The organism is Mesorhizobium sp. ISC11 (assembly GCF_037162595.1).
GTDB classification, from domain to species: domain Bacteria; phylum Pseudomonadota; class Alphaproteobacteria; order Rhizobiales; family Rhizobiaceae; genus Mesorhizobium; species Mesorhizobium ciceri.
In genome coordinates, this window is sequence record NZ_JAVSPW010000001.1 from 6,263,513 (window position 1) to 6,282,427 (window position 18,915).

At 62.5% G+C, this 18,915-nt stretch carries 10 protein-coding genes; 9 read left to right on the forward strand and 1 reads right to left on the reverse strand.

All coding sequences use genetic code 11. From position 1 onward, the window contains the following. Positions 1 to 300 precede the first annotated feature (300 nt). The 4 genes from RPF88_RS30265 to RPF88_RS30280 are packed head-to-tail and all read left to right on the forward strand — an operon-like array spanning position 301 to position 5,884. Entirely contained in the window at positions 301 to 1,749 is a 1,449-nt protein-coding gene (locus RPF88_RS30265; RefSeq protein ID WP_013529844.1) for a TolC family protein, read from the forward strand. A gap of 39 nt (positions 1,750 to 1,788) precedes the next feature. After that, complete coding sequence (locus RPF88_RS30270; protein WP_013529845.1) at positions 1,789 to 3,921, forward strand: type I secretion system permease/ATPase; 2,133 nt, start codon at positions 1,789 to 1,791, stop codon at positions 3,919 to 3,921. A gap of 42 nt (positions 3,922 to 3,963) precedes the next feature. Further along, complete coding sequence (locus tag RPF88_RS30275; RefSeq protein WP_013529846.1) at positions 3,964 to 5,253, forward strand: HlyD family type I secretion periplasmic adaptor subunit; 1,290 nt, start codon at positions 3,964 to 3,966, stop codon at positions 5,251 to 5,253. After that, positions 5,243 to 5,884, forward strand: a complete 642-nt coding sequence (locus RPF88_RS30280; RefSeq protein WP_024502654.1) for a ribbon-helix-helix domain-containing protein — start codon at positions 5,243 to 5,245, stop codon at positions 5,882 to 5,884. The genes RPF88_RS30275 and RPF88_RS30280 overlap by 11 nt, the downstream gene beginning before the upstream one ends. 49 nt (positions 5,885 to 5,933) lie before the next feature. Here RPF88_RS30280 and RPF88_RS30285 read toward each other — a convergent pair whose 3' ends face one another. Further along, the gene (locus tag RPF88_RS30285; protein WP_064995657.1) at positions 5,934 to 6,863 is read right to left on the reverse strand and encodes a transglutaminase-like cysteine peptidase; all 930 of its coding nucleotides are present in this window, start codon (positions 6,861 to 6,863) and stop codon (positions 5,934 to 5,936) included. Positions 6,864 to 7,186: 323 nt separating this feature from the next. On the opposite strand from RPF88_RS30285, the gene RPF88_RS30290 reads away from it, so the two are divergent. The 5 genes from RPF88_RS30290 (at position 7,187) to RPF88_RS30310 (ending at position 18,799) form a co-directional block, all read left to right on the forward strand. Then, a complete protein-coding gene (locus RPF88_RS30290) occupies positions 7,187 to 15,550 on the forward strand; it encodes a VCBS domain-containing protein (protein ID WP_337123775.1) in 8,364 nt (2,787 codons plus the stop codon). 60 nt (positions 15,551 to 15,610) lie between these two features. Continuing rightward, the gene (locus tag RPF88_RS30295; protein WP_027163714.1) at positions 15,611 to 15,982 is read left to right on the forward strand and encodes a hypothetical protein; all 372 of its coding nucleotides are present in this window, start codon (positions 15,611 to 15,613) and stop codon (positions 15,980 to 15,982) included. Between the two features lie 32 nt (positions 15,983 to 16,014). Beyond that, entirely contained in the window at positions 16,015 to 16,773 is a 759-nt protein-coding gene (locus tag RPF88_RS30300) for a lytic transglycosylase domain-containing protein (RefSeq protein ID WP_337123924.1), read from the forward strand. A 91-nt stretch (positions 16,774 to 16,864) separates the two neighbouring features. After that, positions 16,865 to 18,061, forward strand: coding sequence for an ABC transporter substrate-binding protein (locus RPF88_RS30305; protein WP_027163713.1), 1,197 nt, complete (start codon positions 16,865 to 16,867; stop codon positions 18,059 to 18,061). Positions 18,062 to 18,094: 33 nt separating this feature from the next. Then, positions 18,095 to 18,799 (forward strand): thermonuclease family protein, encoded by a 705-nt coding sequence (locus RPF88_RS30310; RefSeq protein ID WP_337123777.1) that lies wholly within the window; start codon positions 18,095 to 18,097, stop codon positions 18,797 to 18,799. The last annotated feature ends 116 nt before the right edge of the window (positions 18,800 to 18,915 follow it).

Genomic DNA, 18,915 nt, shown 5'->3' on the forward strand with positions numbered 1-18,915 from the left:
GTTGGATCATCGACAGCCGCTATCCGAACCGGCCATGATTCTGGCCATACCGGCCCACTGGCCTGCCGTTTTTTGTGCTTTCCCACTGAATGCGGCGTCCGGATACAACCGCAGCGAGCCGACGTTATGTGCTATTTTTGCTACATCTCGCAGCCTTGTTGCCCAAAAAGGCTATTTAGCGATCTCTAAATCAATAATCGCTCACATATTTCGTGAATCTGTGAATAATCCACCGACGGGCAGGCCTTGGCTTGGTTAGCGCTCTGAAAAGGACGCTGGGGAAACGTTAGGGTGGGATTAATGAATACGACAAACATGTCGACCATAGGCAGGCGCCTTGGTCTTTTGATGGCGGCCACCATGCTGACCTGCGGCAGTGCTCACGCGCTCACGCTCAAGGAGGCGATGGCTGTCGCTGTGGAGTCCAATCCCGAGATTGGACAGGCGATCGAAAATCGCGAAGCCATCGAGTTCGAGTTGCGGCAGGCCAAGGGCCTTTATCTTCCCAGTGTCGATGTCGAGGCATCGGCTGGCGTTCGCCGGCTCGACAATCCGTCCCGGCGCTCTCTTTCCATCGAAGGCGATGCGCTCTATCCGGCTGAAACGGATCTTACCGTTTCGCAGACGCTTTATGACAGCGGCGGAAGGCGGGCCGAATTGAACCGTCAGGCATCGCGCGTCGACGGCGCTTCGTTCCGCGTTCTGGAACGGTCCGAATTCATCGGGTTGTCCGTTGTCCAGGACTATCTGGAATACATGCTGCAGGCCTCGATCGTTGCCGAAGCGAAGAAGAATCTCGGCTTCCACCAGGCAATTCTCGGCGACATCCGGCAAGGCATCTCGGGCGGCGCGCTGAACGAGGCCGACCGGCAACAGGCCGAGGAACGGCTGTTCGCCGCCAAGGCGCGCATGCAGGAGGCGACCGAGGAACTGGAAGCGGCCAAGATCCGCTTCTTCAAAACCGTCGGAAAGCCACTGACCAGCCCTTCGAGGCCCGGCGATGTTTCGGCCGCACTCCCGCGCTCGCTCGACGACGCGATAGGGTTGGCGCGGGAAAGCAATCCGCGCGTACACATGGCCAACAGCGACATCGACGCGGCGGCCTCCCTCGTGGACGCTGCGCGGGCAAAATTTGGCCCCTCCATCATCGCTGAAGGTCGGGCCCGGGCAGGAACCGACATTGACGGCGACGATGGCGACACCACCGACCTGCAGGCGCGCGTGGTCCTGCGCTGGAACCTCTACCGCGGTGGCATCGACAAGGCCAACGAGCAGGAGCAGATCCGCCGCACCAGTGAACAGCGTCTCGCGCTGCATCAGGTCCAGCGCGAAATCGAGGAAGCCGTTCGCACCTCATGGGATCGCCGTTTCCGGCAAGCCGATCTGGCAAAGACCCTGAGGCAACAAGCCGCTGCCAATGAGAAGCTGGTTGCTTCCTATCGCGAGCAGTTCAAGGTCGGACAGCGCTCGCTGCTCGACGTGCTCGATGCGCAGAATACACGGTTCAACACGGCAACGCTGGCGGATACCGCTTCCTACGCATCGCTGTTTGCCCAGTACCGGCTCCTGGCCGCGACCGGACAGTTGCTGAAAACGATGAATCTCGAGCCGGCAAAGCAAGCGACGGCCTATGCACGCACCGAGTTCGCAGCACCGGAAACCGCGGACACAGAAACCTATGCGCGGACGCCATCGGAGCAGAAGAACGACTTGCCATTCGATATTCTCGCTCCGGTGAGGAAGAAATAGGACAGCACAAGGTCCAGCGAGCGTCCTGACGGGCAGATCGTGAACCAGCAACCCAACATCCTCTCCCCGAAGGAGGCGTTCAAGGCCTGCTTCTCGGCCGTTGCCGGATATCTCGGCAGGCCGAGCGCGGAGACCGTGCTGTTTGCCGGCGTGCCGCTCTCGGACACGCGAATTGCGGCCGACGACATCAGGCACCTTGCCGAACGCATCGGCCTGGAAGTCACCGAGTTCAATCATCGCGATTTTCTCAGGGGGCGTATCGACCTGCCGGCCATCGTCTTTCGCGTCAGCCAATTGCCCGTCGCCCTGCTGGCTCTAGGCGAAGGCGATGCGTATATCACCGCGCCCCAGGAAGACGGCCGCACCACGATCGGCCGGTCGGAACTGGCTGCCAGCTACATCAGCGGCGGCGCTTCCTTTTCGATCACCTATGCCAATGCCGCCGAGACCATGTCGGTCGGCTCGGCGGCCAGGATCGAGCGAAGACATTGGCTTACAGGGACGATGGGCGCTTTCTGGCGCACCTACTCGAAAGTCGTCCTGGCGGCGGTGTTCATCAATCTGCTGGCCATAGCCTCGCCGATCTTCACCATGAACGTCTACGACAGGATCCTGCCGAACAAGGCGATATCGACACTGTGGGTCCTGGCTCTCGGCATCGGTGCGGTCATCCTGTTCGACCTGCTTTTGAAGACGGCCAGGGCTTCCCTCATCGACTATGCCGGGCGCAAGGCGGATCTGCGGATATCCTATCTGCTGTTCGAAAAAGTGCTGAACTCGTCGCTTTCGGCGCGCCCCGGCTCGACCGGTGAATACGCAAACAGGGTCACGCAATATGAGTTCGTCAGGGAGTTCTTCACCTCCAACACCATAAGCGTGTTCATCGACACGGCATTCGTCTTCGTCTTTCTCCTTGTGATCTATGCAATAGGCGGCTGGCTGGTGATCATACCGGCGCTGGCCTTCGTGATGTCCGTCATCGTCGGCCTGGTCACCCAGCGCCGCATCGGCAAGCGCGTCGCAGCCTCGATGAACGAAGCATCGCAGCGCCAGGCCCTGCTGGTCGAATCGATCTCGACGCTGGAGACCATCAAGTCGCTGCGCGCCGAGGCGTATCTGCTGCGGAAATGGGGCGAGCACTCCAAGAACGCCGCCAACACGTCCGAGAAAATCAAGCAGCTTTCGGCGGCAGCGGGCAACATCACCCAGTCCATACAGCAGCTGGTGACCGTCGCCCTGGTCGTGGCCGGCGCCTATGCCTTCTCAGAAGGGCATGTTTCGACAGGAGCAATCATAGGAACGGTGATGCTGGCGAGCAGGGCCGTGGCGCCGCTCGGCCAGATCGCCATAACGTTGTCCCGGTTCCGCCAGGCCATGCTCTCGCTGAGGATGGTGAATTCGATCATGGCTCAACCAGAAGATCGACCCGACACGGTGGGCTTCGTCAACCGCCCCATCCGCAAGGGGGCGATGGTGTTCAGGAATGTCGGGTTTGTCTATCCAGGCTCGGAAAACGAAGTTTTGACCGGCCTGAATTTCTCGGTCAAGCCGGGTGAGCGGATCGGCATCATCGGCCGCATAGGATCGGGAAAGACGACGATGGGTCGGCTGGTCGGCCGGCTCTTCCTGCCGACTTCCGGTGAGTTGCTGCTGGATGGGATCGACATTCGCCAGTATCACCCGTCCGAGGTTCGCGCCGCGGTCGGCATCGTTGCGCAGGCCGGCGACCTGTTCTCGGGCACCATCAAGGAGAACCTCCTGATGGCATGCCCCGAGGCTACAGACGAACAGATCATCGAAGCGGCAAAGGCTGCCGGCGTCGATGATTTCGTTTCACGCCACCCGCGCGGCTACGACATGAATGTCGGCGAGCGCGGCACCAATCTTTCGGGCGGCCAAAGGCAGACGGTGGCGATCGCGCGCCTGCTGCTGACCAAACCGAAAATCGTCTTTCTGGACGAGCCGTCGGGCTCGATGGATCTTGCTTCCGAACGCCAGTTGATCAAGCAGCTCAAAGTCGCCTTTGACCGCGACACCACGCTGATCGTCTCCACACATCGGTTCAGCATGCTTGAACTGGCCGACCGCCTGATCGTTATCGAACAGGGCAAAATCGTTGCCGACGGACCGAAGGACCAAGTCATACAGGCGTTGCAGAAAACAAGCGCCTGACAAAACAATTATTGCTGCATCCAATGCGTTGGGGCGTGGGAAATGCTTGCCAGGGAAGATCGACCGCCGCTGTTTGCGTCGGCGTCCATATTCATCATCGGAGCGCTCTTCGTCGTTTTTGTCGCCTGGGCGTCCTTTGCCGAAGTCGATGAGATCGCACGCGGCGACGGCAAGGTCATACCTGCTTCCAAGACCCAGATCATCCAGGCGAGCGAGGCCGGTGTGGTTCAGGAAATCGCCGTGACGATCGGCCAGGTCGTCAAGAAGAACGATCTCATCATCCGCCTGGACAACACGCTCAACACGTCCAGCCTCGGCGAGCAGCAGGCCAAGGCGCGCGCGCTCGAAGTTCGCATAGCGAGGCTGAAATACGAACAGGCCGGCAATCTCTCGGGCCCATTTCCGTGCCCGCAGGACATCCAGTCGGTCGCTCCGCAAATCTGCGACAATGAACAGAAGCTGCTCATCGCCCGGCGCGGGAACTTCGACAACAAGCTGTCCGTGCTCAAGTCACGCCTCGATCAGCGCGAGAAGGAACTTGCCGAGGCGGAGGCCAATTCCGATCGTCTTTCTAAGAACCTGGTCGTCAGCGACCAGGAGGCAAAACTCGTCGACGCGATGGTCAAGAAAGGCCTGATGGCAAGGACCGAGCAGCTCCGGGTAGAGCGCGAGCAGACCGAACTCAACGGCCAGCTGAACCTTGCCGGCGAAACGATAAAGAAGATCAAATCGTCGATCACGGAAGCTCAGCTTCAGGTCGAGGAACTCGGCCTGCAACTGCAGCAGGAGGCGCTGGACGACCTTACCCAGGCGCTGGCGGACCTTTCGGTGGTGGATGAGACCATAAGGGGAGCCACCGACAAGGTCGCGCGCACCGATATCCGGTCTCCCGTGGACGGCATCGTCAACACGCTGGAACTGAACACGGTCGGCGCCTTCGTCCAGCCTGGCGCCGTCGTGGCCGGCATCGTGCCAACCTCCGAAACGTTGCTGGTGGAGGCACGGGTCTCGCCGCGGGATGTCGCCTTCATCCGGCCCGACCAGGAAGCCCTTATCAAGGTCACCGCCTATGATTTCTCGATCTTCGGCGGCATCGAGGGCAAGGTCTCCAACATCACAGCCGACAGCCTGGTCGATCAGAAAACGGGGGAGCCCTATTATCAGGTGCGCGTGGCGACGGACAAATCGACGCTTCAAAGAGACGGCAAGGCCTATTCGATCATCCCCGGAATGATCTGCTCGGTCGACATCAAGACCGGGCGCAAGACGATCCTGCACTACCTCCTGAAGCCGATCAACAAGGCGCGTGAGGAGGCGATGAGTGAGCGGTAGCGCCAGCCCTCATCATTCCGATCGCGAGCGGCTGCTTGCGCCAGTCGCCGCCGAGGATTTCGGGCTGGAGTTTCGGGTCGTGGCGCGAGGCGGCATACGGCGCGGCATTCGTCTGGAGCGGGCATTCTGGATGTCGCTGAAGCAGATGGCCGAAAGCAGGAAGTGCACGATCGGAATGCTCATCGACGAGATCGCCGAAAGCCAGGCCCAGACAGGCAATCTGACATCCGCGATCCGGGTGGCCTGCATGCGTGGGTTGGGGGACGAAAACCTGACCTTGCGAAGGCTTGCATCGATCAACACCATCAACGCCATACTGGTCGCGTGCCCGTCTCCGGCCTTTGCCCTGGCTTCTTCGAAGAAGATACTGTCGTTCAACGCGCCGTTCCAGCAACTGGTCAAGCGCCAATTGCCGATCGCCCCAAGCGATGACGCACGGCACGACCTCAAGCTGGCGCTGGATCTCAATGTGGCCGACATCTTCACGCGGCTCGACGCCAATGGCGAATCGCCGGTGGCCACCGGTTTTGTCATCGGCGCGGGTGACCGTCGTTACCGGGGGCAATTGAATGCGGTGCGGGCTCCGGTGCTCGAGCCGGAGCTGCTGATGGCGTTCGTCTTCGGCGGCTGAATGCCCGCCAGTCCTTGGCGAGAACCTATGGCTTGGACTGGCCGAAACCCTATGGCTGAAAACCTTCGCCGGGTGCGACGGTTGCGAAACCGCCCTTGATGTCGGCCATCTGGGCGCCGCCCGGTCTTGAACCGTGGATCCAGGCCCGGTCGGTGCTGAACGAATAGAGCGGGACGTAATCCGGGAGATCGCTGTCACGCATAACGGTGTTGCTGAGGCTGTCGAGAATGAAGGTGCCGCTGCCTGTGCTCACCGACAGCACTGCGTGAAAGAAGCCTCTCTTGCGATCCTGGAGGACGACAAGCGCCATGCTTTGCGTCGGAATGCCGGCCCTCAGCAGGGCCGTCATCTTGAGGATGGCAAAATCCTCGCAATCGCCGGCTCGCCGCTCGAGAATCTCCGAAGGCTTCGCCCAATAGTCGAGCTTGCCGTAGACGAGGCTGTCTTTCCTGTAGGCGATCAGGCGATTGACGCTGCTGTTGACGAAGGACAGCTTCTCGCTGAATCCCTTGCCTTGAGCGGCGGCGATCATGCCGGCAAAAGCCGTGCTCTTGTGCTCGCAGGGGCTGCCTGCCGAGCAGGCGGTGATTGCCCGGTAGACAGGCGCCCAGCGCGCCGCGACGGGAAAATTGCGCATGGACAAGGCAACCGATCCGAAGACCCCTGGAATAATCGACGCGGTCTGCACCGGATCTATCCCGGCGTCATCTCGCGCCGTTGACGAGCCGTCCCCGCGGCCGACATCCGGGCCATAGCTGCCGGTGACCATGCCGATCCGGTAAGCGTCCGCAGGCTGCCAGGGCTGGGGCCTCGTCAGTGAAACACCGCCGAGACAGGGCGGCGTCTGGACCTTCTCCTGAGGCCTGCCGGGTGCGGGGATATCGCTGGCGAATGACGGCCCCGCCAGGCCGACAAGCCCGATTGCCAGCAGGAGCATCTGGAGCCCGGTTTTTCCCGGAACCGATTTTTGCTTTTTCATAACGCCCACCTTTGACTGTGGACGCTACCAATCTTGTCTCAAATTATTGGAAAGGAAGGTGGATAAATATCCAGCAACTGTCTTCATCTATTTTATTTAAAATTCTATTCAATTTTATACTTTGATTTACCAAAAAATCCCGGCCAGTACTCCGTCAGGGAAGCCTCTGGGAGCCAGCATATATCAGGTTATATTGTCGCGGTTTACCACGTGTAAAAAATGCCGAGCAATGCATATCATAATATATGAAATAGATTAGGGGGCAGTTGCAAAGTAGAAATGGCCGCTGTCTCTATCCGGTAAATATCGGAGGGGTTTCAGCCATGACGAACAATATCGAGTTGGACAGCTTTTCGGGTTCCTTGAACGAGCATTCCGCGTCCAGTGAACACGGCGATCAGACATCGCCGGCGGAGATCCGGGTCGCACAGGCAAATTCGACGCAGCAGGCCGCACCGGCAGCGTCCGAACCGGTGCCGGTCGATGTCGGCGGCGGAGCGCCCGTCAAGCCGGAAGCCCCCGCGGAAGCGAAGACGCTGCCGGCAGCTGCGCAGCACGAATATGTAGCCGACGCCAGCCACGTGGTAAGGCTTCCGGCCAACGCTTCCATCGACAACATCAAGGTCGACGGCCAAAACCTTGTGCTCGAGCAGGCCGACGGCTCGGTGATCGTGATCAAGGATGGCGCCCTGAACGTGCCGACCTTCATCATCGGCGACGTCGAGGTGCCGCGCGTTGCGCTGCTGGCGGCGCTGGAAGCCAGCCATGTCGATGTCGCCTTCGGCGCCGACGGTTCCATGTCGGCTGGTCCTGGTGGTTCGAATTCAAGCGCGGGCGGAGATTTCTCGGTTCCCCCCGGCGGCATCGGCGACGGGTTCGACCTGTCGGCATTGCTGCCGCCGACCGCCTTGCAGTTTGGGCTTCTGGATCGCCGCGAACTGTTCCCGTCCATCGTCGACAGGCCGGTTTCAGTGGTGGCCACGTCACTGCTTGCCCCGACCGAAGCGGCCAGTGAAACTGGCCTCGATGGCAACCAGACACAATCGCCCGGCAGCGACGCGCCAAGCAATTCCGAAACCTCAGGCATCGGAACGATCAGCATCGACGCACCGGATGGAATCGGGTCGATCGTTATCAACGGTGTCGCCGTCACCGGCGTCGGCCAGCAGATCCCGGGCCAGTTCGGCTATTTGGAGATCGTCTCCTACAATCCGAGCACGGGTGCTATCCAATACAATTACACGGTGACCGAATCGGTCACTCATCCCGAGCACACGAACGGGTTCGATCCCAACGACACGGTTCCGGACAATTTCAGCATCACTGTCACGGACGTCGACGGCGATTCGGCCAGCACCACCTTTGCCGTCGCCATTGTCGACGACGTGCCGACAGCGGTTGCCGATACGGACAGCGTGACGGAAGACGGCGCGACGGTCGCGGACGGCAACGTGATCACGGCCAGCGGCGGCGCGGACGCGAATGTGACGGACGGCGTCGCCGACGTTAAGGGCGCGGACGGGGCGACGGTAACGGGCGTCGAGGCAGGCACGGTTACATCGGCCTCGGGCCATGTCGGGTCGGCCGTGGCGGGCAGTTACGGTTCGATCACGATCGATGCGGACGGCCACTACAGCTACACGCTGAACAACGGCGCTGCGGCGGTCCAGGCGCTGACCACCGGCCAGCATCTGACGGACACGTTCACGTATACGCTGACCGATGGCGACGGCGACACCTCGACGACAACGGTCGAGATCACCATCAACGGCACCAACGACGTGCCACAGGTCGTCGTCGACCAGGGCAATCCGGCCGGCGCGCATGACCAGGTCTATGAAGCAGGTCTGGCGGCGGGTTCGGCGGCCGGCGACGGCAGCACGGTTGCGACAGGCACCTTCACGGTGTCGGACGCCGACGGGCTCGACGACGTGCAGAGCGTCACCATCGGCGGCGTCACGGTTGCCATTGGCAGCCTTAACGGTTCGGTCTTCCAGGGCGACCACGGCACGCTGCTGATCACCGGCTACAACCCGGCAACCGGCGTTGCTGCCTATCAGTACACGCTGACCAGCCCGACCACGGACGTTCCGGCAGTCACCGAGACCGACAGCTTCTCGCTCACCGTCTCTGACGGCACCTCGTCGTCGGCTCCGGCAGCCATCGTCATCGACATCGTCGACGACGTGCCCAATGCGGTCAACGACACCAACAGCATCAGCGAGGACGCGCTTTCGCCGGTCAACGGCAATGTGCTGACCAACGACCTGCATGCCAACAACCAGCCGGGCGCCGACACGCCGACGAGCTTCGTCAGCTGGGATGGCTCGACGACGGGCGCGCACGGCACCTTCGTGGCCAATCCCGACGGCACCTACACCTATACGCTCAACAACGCCGATCCGGCGGTGCAGGCGCTGGACGCCGGCCAGACGCTGACCGAGACCTTCAACTACACGATGAAGGATGCCGACGGCGACACCGATGCGGCAACGCTGACCATCACCATCAACGGCACCAACGACGTGCCGCAGATCGTCGTCGACCAGGGCAATCCGGCCGGCGCGCATGACCAGGTCTATGAAGCAGGTCTGGCGGCGGGTTCGGCGGCCGGCGACGGCAGCACGGTTGCAACAGGCACCTTCACGGTGTCGGACGCCGACGGGCTCGACGACGTGCAGAGCGTCACCATCGGCGGCGTCACGGTTGCCATTGGCAGCCTCAACGGTTCGGCCTTCCAGGGCGACCACGGCACGCTGCTGATCACCGGCTACAACCCGGCAACCGGTGTTGCGGCCTATCAGTACACACTGACCAGCACGACGACGGACGTTCCGGCAGTCACCGAGACCGACAGCTTCTCGCTCACCGTCTCTGACGGCACCTCGTCGTCGGCCCCGGCAGCCATCGTCATCGACATCGTCGACGACGTGCCGACGGCGCATGCCGACACCAACAGCGTGTCGGAAGGCGCGTCGGTCGGGGGCAACGTGCTGACGGACGGGACGGCGGACGTTCTGGGCGCCGACGGTGCTGCACCTGGCGGCGCGGTGACGGGCGTGGCAACCGGTTCGAACGTGTCGAACCCGGTGAGCGGCAATCTCGGCGGAGCCGGGATCGCGGGCCAGTACGGCACGCTGGTCCTGGGCGCCAACGGCGCCTACACCTACACGGCCAACCCCAACGCGGTGACCACCAATGCGGTCGATCACTTCGTCTACACCATCACCGACGGCGACGGCGACACCTCGACGGTGACGCTGGACATCACCGTCAACAATGTGACGGTGACGGCATCCGACACCGATGCTCTGGTCAGCGAGAAGGGCCTTGCAACGGGCAGCGACGCGGCCGGCAACAGCGAGATCTTCAACGGCGCGATCACGCCGGCCGGCGGCACCGGCCCGTACACCTATACGCTGACCTCGCCGGCCAGCGGCAGCTACGGCAATCTGGTGCTCAACGCCAACGGCACCTACACCTACACGCTGACCCAGACCTATGACGGTGCGACGACCAACAATGGCATCACCACCGAGCAGGACAAGGACAGCTTCACCTATACGGTGACCGACGCCCACGGCAACACCACCACCGGCTCCATCCTGGTCGACATCGTCGACGACATTCCCACGGCGCATGCCGACACCAACAGCGTGTCGGAAGGCGCGCAGGCCTCGGGCAACGTGCTGACGGACGGGACGGCGGACGTCCTGGGCGCCGACGGCGCGGCACCTGGCGGCGCGGTGACGGGCGTGGCAACCGGTTCGAACGTGTCGAACCCGGTGAGCGGCAATCTCGGCGGAGCCGGGATCGCGGGCCAGTACGGCACGCTGGTCCTGGGCGCCAACGGCGCCTACACCTACACGGCCAACCCCAACGCGGTGACCACCAATGCGGTCGATCACTTCGTCTACACCATCACCGACGGCGACGGCGACACCTCGACGGTGACGCTGGACATCACCGTCAACAATGTGACGGTGACGGCATCCGACACCGATGCTCTGGTCAGCGAGAAGGGCCTTGCGACGGGCAGCGACGCAGCCGGCAACAGCGAGATCTTCAACGGCGCGATCACGCCGGCCGGCGGCACCGGCCCGTACACCTATACGCTGACTTCGCCGGCCAGCGGCAGCTACGGCAATCTGGTGCTCAACGCCAACGGCACCTACACCTACACGCTGACCCAGACCTATGACGGTGCGACGACCAACAATGGCATCACCACCGAGCAGGACAAGGACAGCTTCACCTATACGGTGACCGACGCCCACGGCAACACCACCACCGGCTCCATCCTGGTCGACATCGTCGACGACATTCCGACGGCGCACGCCGACACCAACAGCGTGTCGGAAGGCGCGCAGGCCTCGGGCAACGTGCTGACGGACGGGACGGCGGACGTTCTGGGCGCCGACGGTGCTGCACCTGGCGGCGCGGTGACGGGCGTGGCAACCGGTTCGAACGTGTCGAACCCGGTGAGCGGCAATCTCGGCGGAGCCGGGATCGCGGGCCAGTACGGCACGCTGGTCCTGGGCGCCAACGGCGCCTACACCTACACGGCCAACCCCAACGCGGTGACCACCAATGCGGTCGATCACTTCGTCTACACCATCACCGACGGCGACGGCGACACCTCGACGGTGACGCTGGACATCACCGTCAACAATGTGACGGTGACGGCATCCGACACCGATGCTCTGGTCAGCGAGAAGGGCCTTGCAACGGGCAGCGACGCGGCCGGCAACAGCGAGATCTTCAACGGCGCGATCACGCCGGCCGGCGGCACCGGCCCGTACACCTATACGCTGACCTCGCCGGCCAGCGGCAGCTACGGCAATCTGGTGCTCAACGCCAACGGCACCTACACCTACACGCTGACCCAGACCTATGACGGTGCGACGACCAACAATGGCATCACCACCGAGCAGGACAAGGACAGCTTCACCTATACGGTGACCGACGCCCACGGCAACACCACCACCGGCTCCATCCTGGTCGACATCGTCGACGACATTCCGACGGCGCACGCCGACACCAACAGCGTGTCGGAAGGCGCGCAGGCCTCGGGCAACGTGCTGACGGACGGGACGGCGGACGTTCTGGGCGCCGACGGTGCTGCACCTGGCGGCGCGGTGACGGGCGTGGCAACCGGTTCGAACGTGTCGAACCCGGTGAGCGGCAATCTCGGCGGAGCCGGGATCGCGGGCCAGTACGGCACGCTGGTCCTGGGCGCCAACGGCGCCTACACCTACACGGCCAACCCCAACGCGGTGACCACCAATGCGGTCGATCACTTCGTCTACACCATCACCGACGGCGACGGCGACACCTCGACGGTGACGCTGGACATCACCGTCAACAATGTGACGGTGACGGCATCCGACACCGATGCTCTGGTCAGCGAGAAGGGCCTTGCAACGGGCAGCGACGCGGCCGGCAACAGCGAGATCTTCAACGGCGCGATCACGCCGGCCGGCGGCACCGGCCCGTACACCTATACGCTGACTTCGCCGGCCAGCGGCAGCTACGGCAATCTGGTGCTCAACGCCAACGGCACCTACACCTACACGCTGACCCAGACCTATGACGGTGCGACGACCAACAATGGCATCACCACCGAGCAGGACAAGGACAGCTTCACCTATACGGTGACCGACGCCCACGGCAACACCACCACCGGCTCCATCCTGGTCGACATCGTCGACGACATTCCCACGGCGCATGCCGACACCAACAGCGTGTCGGAAGGCGCGCAGGCCTCGGGCAACGTGCTGACGGACGGGACGGCGGACGTTCTGGGCGCCGACGGTGCTGCACCTGGCGGCGCGGTGACGGGCGTGGCAACCGGTTCGAACGTGTCGAACCCGGTGAGCGGCAATCTCGGCGGAGCCGGGATCGCGGGCCAGTACGGCACGCTGGTCCTGGGCGCCAACGGCGCCTACACCTACACGGCCAACCCCAACGCGGTGACCACCAATGCGGTCGATCACTTCGTCTACACCATCACCGACGGCGACGGCGACACCTCGACGGTGACGCTGGACATCACCGTCAACAATGTGACGGTGACGGCATCCGACACCGATGCTCTGGTCAGCGAGAAGGGCCTTGCGACGGGCAGCGACGCGGCCGGCAACAGCGAGATCTTCAACGGCGCGATCACGCCGGCCGGCGGCACCGGCCCGTACACCTATACGCTGACCTCGCCGGCCAGCGGCAGCTACGGCAATCTGGTGCTCAACGCCAACGGCACCTACACCTACACGCTGACCCAGACCTATGACGGTGCGACGACCAACAATGGCATCACCACCGAGCAGGACAAGGACAGCTTCACCTATACGGTGACCGACGCCCACGGCAACACCACCACCGGCTCCATCCTGGTCGACATCGTCGACGACATTCCGACGGCGCACGCCGACACCAACAGCGTGTCGGAAGGCGCGCAGGCCTCGGGCAACGTGCTGACGGACGGGACGGCGGACGTCCTGGGCGCCGACGGCGCGGCACCTGGCGGCGCGGTGACGGGCGTGGCAACCGGTTCGAACGTGTCGAACCCGGTGAGCGGCAATCTCGGCGGAGCCGGGATCGCGGGCCAGTACGGCACGCTGGTCCTGGGCGCCAACGGCGCCTACACCTACACGGCCAACCCCAACGCGGTGACCACCAATGCGGTCGATCACTTCGTCTACACCATCACCGACGGCGACGGCGACACCTCGACGGTGACGCTGGACATCACCGTCAACAATGTGACGGTGACGGCATCCGACACCGATGCTCTGGTCAGCGAGAAGGGCCTTGCGACGGGCAGCGACGCAGCCGGCAACAGCGAGATCTTCAACGGCGCGATCACGCCGGCCGGCGGCACCGGCCCGTACACCTATACGCTGACTTCGCCGGCCAGCGGCAGCTACGGCAATCTGGTGCTCAACGCCAACGGCACCTACACCTACACGCTGACCCAGACCTATGACGGTGCGACGACCAACAATGGCATCACCACCGAGCAGGACAAGGACAGCTTCACCTATACGGTGACCGACGCCCACGGCAACACCACCACCGGCTCCATCCTGGTCGACATTGTCGACGACGTGCCGACACTCGGGGTCTTTATGCCGGCCTTGATCCCCAACGAAGTTGGGTCAGTCAACGGCTTGTTCTCCCTTGTCTCGGGCGCTGACGGTATTGATCACTTCAACATAACCGGACCGGCCATCGCGGGCATCGTTTATTCGTCGCTCACTACCACCGACGCGTTCGGGAACACGAGCACTACGTTAACTGCGAGCGTGGACTCTGACGGTCCGGGAGGCAACCCGGCGGTGCCAGTCTATACGCTGACGGTTAACGAGGACGGGACCTACAATTTCAACCTCGTCACACCTGACGCCGGCACAACAATCACCTATTCGCTCCAGAACCTTCCAGCAGGTGGACCCAATTGGCGCGAAACCAGCGATGGCCATATCGAATTTTCAAGCCCTGGCGGAATCAACTCCAATAATAATGGATTCGGAGTCGCCAACACCTTCGTTGGCGCAAATGAGACCTTCACAATGGAGTTCCATAACCCTGGAGCCATCGGAGATAATCCCGCAAGCACCAATGCTGAACTGAACGACTCTGTAAATCTGGTCGTCAATTCGTTGAATGGAGCCGGGGGAACCTACCATTGGGTCGCCACAAACACGCTCACTAACACCTCCGTATCCGGTGACATCGTCATCACGTCGACCGGAACATTTCTGATTGACCCGTCGATCAGCTTCAACCAGCTGCAGATCAGTGCGGTCAACGTCCCCGGACAGGGCGCGCAGTTCTCGAGTGTTTCGCTCACACAGAATGTTTTGCCGCACGATCAGAATTTGACCTTCACGATTTCGGCAGTAGATGGTGACGGCGACATTACAACGACCAGTTCGCTCGGCGTGCACGTCACAGCCAACGCGGCTGATGGAACTTACGCGCTCACCGGCACATCTGGCGACGATGTAATTGCCGGAAGCTCTCATATCGATACGATCATAGGCGGCTCCGGGACCGATATTGCCGACTACACCGGGAGCGCGGCTATATCGGTAAACTTGACAGATGCAGGTGGCGCCGCCGGTGTTCATGGCACCCCCAGCAATCCGAGTGATGGCAACATCACCGGGGGCGATGCCACGGGAGATACGCTGACTGGCATCGAGGGCTTGATCGGCGGTTCCGGCGATGACTATCTCTACGGAAACTCCGGCGCCAATTACCTAGCCGGCGGATTGGGCAACGACACGCTCAGAGGCGAAGGCGGCGCCGACACTTTGATCGGCGGCGCCGGAAACGACCTGCTGGTCGGTGGTGCCGGGAGTGACACGCTCACCGGCGGGACGGGCGCCGACACGTTCAGACTTGAGAACCTCGACATCAAGGATCTGATCACGGACTTCAATGGCGGCGACGGCGACAAGATCGACCTGACAGCGCTGTTCGACTCGACTCCTGCGAATGTCGGCAACTTCGTCAATTACGACGCAGGGACCGGCGTGCTGAGTGTCGACATGAGCGGATCGGGAGATCCGGTCAATTTTGTCCAAGTGGCGGAACTCACGAACCACCCCGCGGCCAACACGATCACGCTGCTCTACGACGACGGCATAACCCAGCATCAGACAACGGCAAACCTGGTCTAACGGCATAGCGCACAACCACGCGATTATGTTATACGTCGCTAATATTTAGGGGAGCTCAACATGAAACGTTCTGCAAGACTGCTTGTTTCCGCTGCGACGCTGTTGCTGGCAGTCGGGTCGACGGGGTATGCCGCCGACATCATCGAAGGTCCGACAGGCGATTATTGCCGGGTCGTCGGCACGTCCAATCTGGTCTTGAACGACAACATCGTCGATCTGAAGCAACAGGTGGTGAAGCTGATGGACGAGTCGGTCGCCGCCGCCAACAGCTCGGAGTGGATCAACTCGTCCCGGCCCGTCTTCGTCTGGGCATCGGAAGCCAAGGTCGCCTGCGGCATGGCTTACGGCTACCTGAAGACGAACTACAAGGACGAAGACACCCTCAACAAATGCGAGTGTTTTCACGATCGCATGGTCGAGTACATGCACTGACCGGATAGGCGAACCGACGCCTGTTGGCCATCATGACAGCCGACGGATCCTTCCTGAAGGCGGTCGCGGGCGCGATCGTGTTGTTTGGCTTTGTCCAAACGGTCACGCCGGCCAGTGCCCACTGGCTGGAACGACCATCCGTGAAACCACAGCTTTCGTCCGGCCTGAAGCAACCAGTGCGCTGTGATCCGGCCACGGAGTGGACCCGGCAGGCTTTCAAGGCATTTGCGAGTTGCCAGGCATCGATCTATGGCCTGGAGCCGATGCTGGCGCATGCGGTGATGGAGATCGAAAGCGGCTTCGATCCCGACGTGCAAGGCGGTGACGGCGAAGTCGGCCTGATGCAGGTGATGCCGGCGACGGCCAGGATGCTCGGCTTTCGAGGTTCACTGGACGATCTGAGCGCGCCGGCGGCCAACATCGCGCTGGGGGTCAAATATCTTGCACAGGCCAACAGGCTCGCCGCGGGTGATCTCTGCACCACCGTCATGAAGTATCGCGCCGGGCACAATGAAAGCCGGTTCTCGGCCCTTTCAGTCCGCTACTGCCAGCGTGCGCGGGCAATCCTGGCAAGGGAAGGGATCGAAGTGACCGGCCCCTTGCCGGTGGCGACATTCGGCTTTTCCGCGTTTTCGCCAGGCGGGGAGGGTGGAGCCCCTGCCCAGGGAAAGGGCGTTTGCGTGCGCCGCGTGTTCGTGCCCGGGCCGCGATACATGAAATGCGCCGACTATCGAAGTGCCGGGCAAGCAAGGCAGATCAGGGCGCTCAGAGGCAGGCTGTTCGGCGGCTAAAAGAACTACAGACGGCACTGCAAGTCCGCCGTAACATGCGTTGAAGACCAGACCGGGAACAATATCCGGCGGCACATAGGGGGGAGCATTCATGGAAGCTGGCCGACAGGTCCACCGTCCGCGGACATGGGCAATCGCCTTGGCGCTCGCCGCGATCGTGTCGGGCTGCCAGTCGAAGGGCGGCGTGTCCGAAGTGCTCGATCCGGCGGCGGTTACCGCGCCTGCCGGGCAGAACGGCGCCGCCGGCGCCGGTCCCGTCCAGGCGACCCAGTCGCTGGGCACCGGGTCGACCAAAGTCACGATGCTGCTGCCGCTGTCCGCCCCTGGAACGGCCGGGGAAAACGGCAGGAAGATGCTCGATGCGACCAAGCTGGCGATGACGGATATCGGCAACGGATTGCTGGCGCTAACGGTAGAAGACACCAAAGGCGACAGCGCACTGGCCGGCAAACTGGCGGTTACGGCCATTACGACGGGGTCTAAAGTCGTCATCGGCCCGACCGAGCTGCCGGCGGCCCAGCATATTGCCACGCTGTCGGGGTCGAAGCGGCCACCGGTCCTGGCGCTCGCCGACAATTTCGCTGGCGGCCCCGGGGTCTATGCCGTGCTCCTTGGCGAAGCGGACAGCGCCGCCGCGGGCGCCGCGGGACTGGCCGCGAAAGGCAGCAAGAAGTTCGTACTGCTTGTCGCGGATGGCCCAAACGCCGGCGCCATGGAGAAGCGGGTCGCAAACAGCCTCAGCATCTACGGCGCGGCGCTCGCGGTCACTCTCCGATATTCTGCCGGCGACGGCGCGAAGACGGTCGACGAAATGGGCTCACTCGTGGACGCCCCCGACGCCGTCATCGTCGCCAGCGGCAATGGCAGTCCGTCGCCTGTCCTTGCCGCCCTCAAATCGAAGGGCATTCCGGGAAAGACGATCTCCGTCGTCGGGACGAACCGTTGGCTGGAGCACCCCATGGATCCGCTCTTCGAGGGGGCGTTTATCGCCACGCTCGATCCAAGCGAAACCGGGCCGATCGCCGACCGCTTCAGGACGACATACAACTATCCGGCTGACGTCAATGTGGCCTACGCCTATGATATGGTTGCCCTGACGGCAGGGATTGCCAGCGCGGTCGGGCCCGATGGTTTCAGCAAAAAGGTTCTTGAGAATCCAAACGGCTTTCGGGGGTCAACCGGCCTGTTCCGGTTTCGGGCCGACGGATCCAGCCAACGCTCGATGCCGTTCTATCGGATTGAAAAAGGTGCGCTCAAACTGGTTGCCAAATCGACGTCGGGTTTCTGACCGGCGCAAATCCCTGGGATCCTGTTCAAGCTGATGGCCAGGCCGGGCCGCAGCCGCTTGGCGATCGCACTTGGAAGCCTCCTGCTCCTGGCGGGGATACTGCTGATCATTCAGGGCGGGGCGTTGCTTTCGGTCGATCGGCCTGTCCGTGCCCGGTCGCGGGATGTTGACGATACCCAGCCTATCCGGCCGGTTGCCCGGGTTGCCGGCGCACAACGCCTGGAGCCGGCGCGCAAGGTTGCTCAAGACCTGATCGCTCCGCCACGGCTTGGTCCAGCTGAGATCGAACGGACCGAGCCCCGTCCGCCGCTCAGCGAGCTCGGTCTCGCCGTGCCCCCGAAATCGCCGATGCCCAGGGATTGGCGGGAGGTCTTGCTCTACCGCCCGGTTGCCACATCATCGGCGATGTTCGAAGCCATGGGCCGCAAGGTGGTCATCAGCGGAGTGCGAGGCATCGATCTCGACAGCTCCTGCTCGTTTCATGACGTCACCTGGCCTTGCGGCGTGCGCGCCCGCGCCGTTTTCAATTCCTGGCTGAGGGGACGTGCGCTGCACTGTTTCGTACCGCCGGACGTCGAGCGTTTTGCCGTCGCCGCACCGTGCAAGCTGGGCAAGCAGGATGTTGGCGCCTGGCTTGTCTCCAACGGCTGGGCCACGGCGCTGCCGAGCGGCATCTACGGCAAGGCGGAGGCGACAGCCAGGGACGCGGAGATGGGCATGTTCGGCCCGGCACAATAGGCTGTCATTCAATCCCTGATGTTTTGTTTGTTAACCGCCACGGGCGCAGCCTTGATGGGGTCATCGCGCAATCGATTAAATTGCAATGTTCCTTGAAACTGAAATTGCAACACACC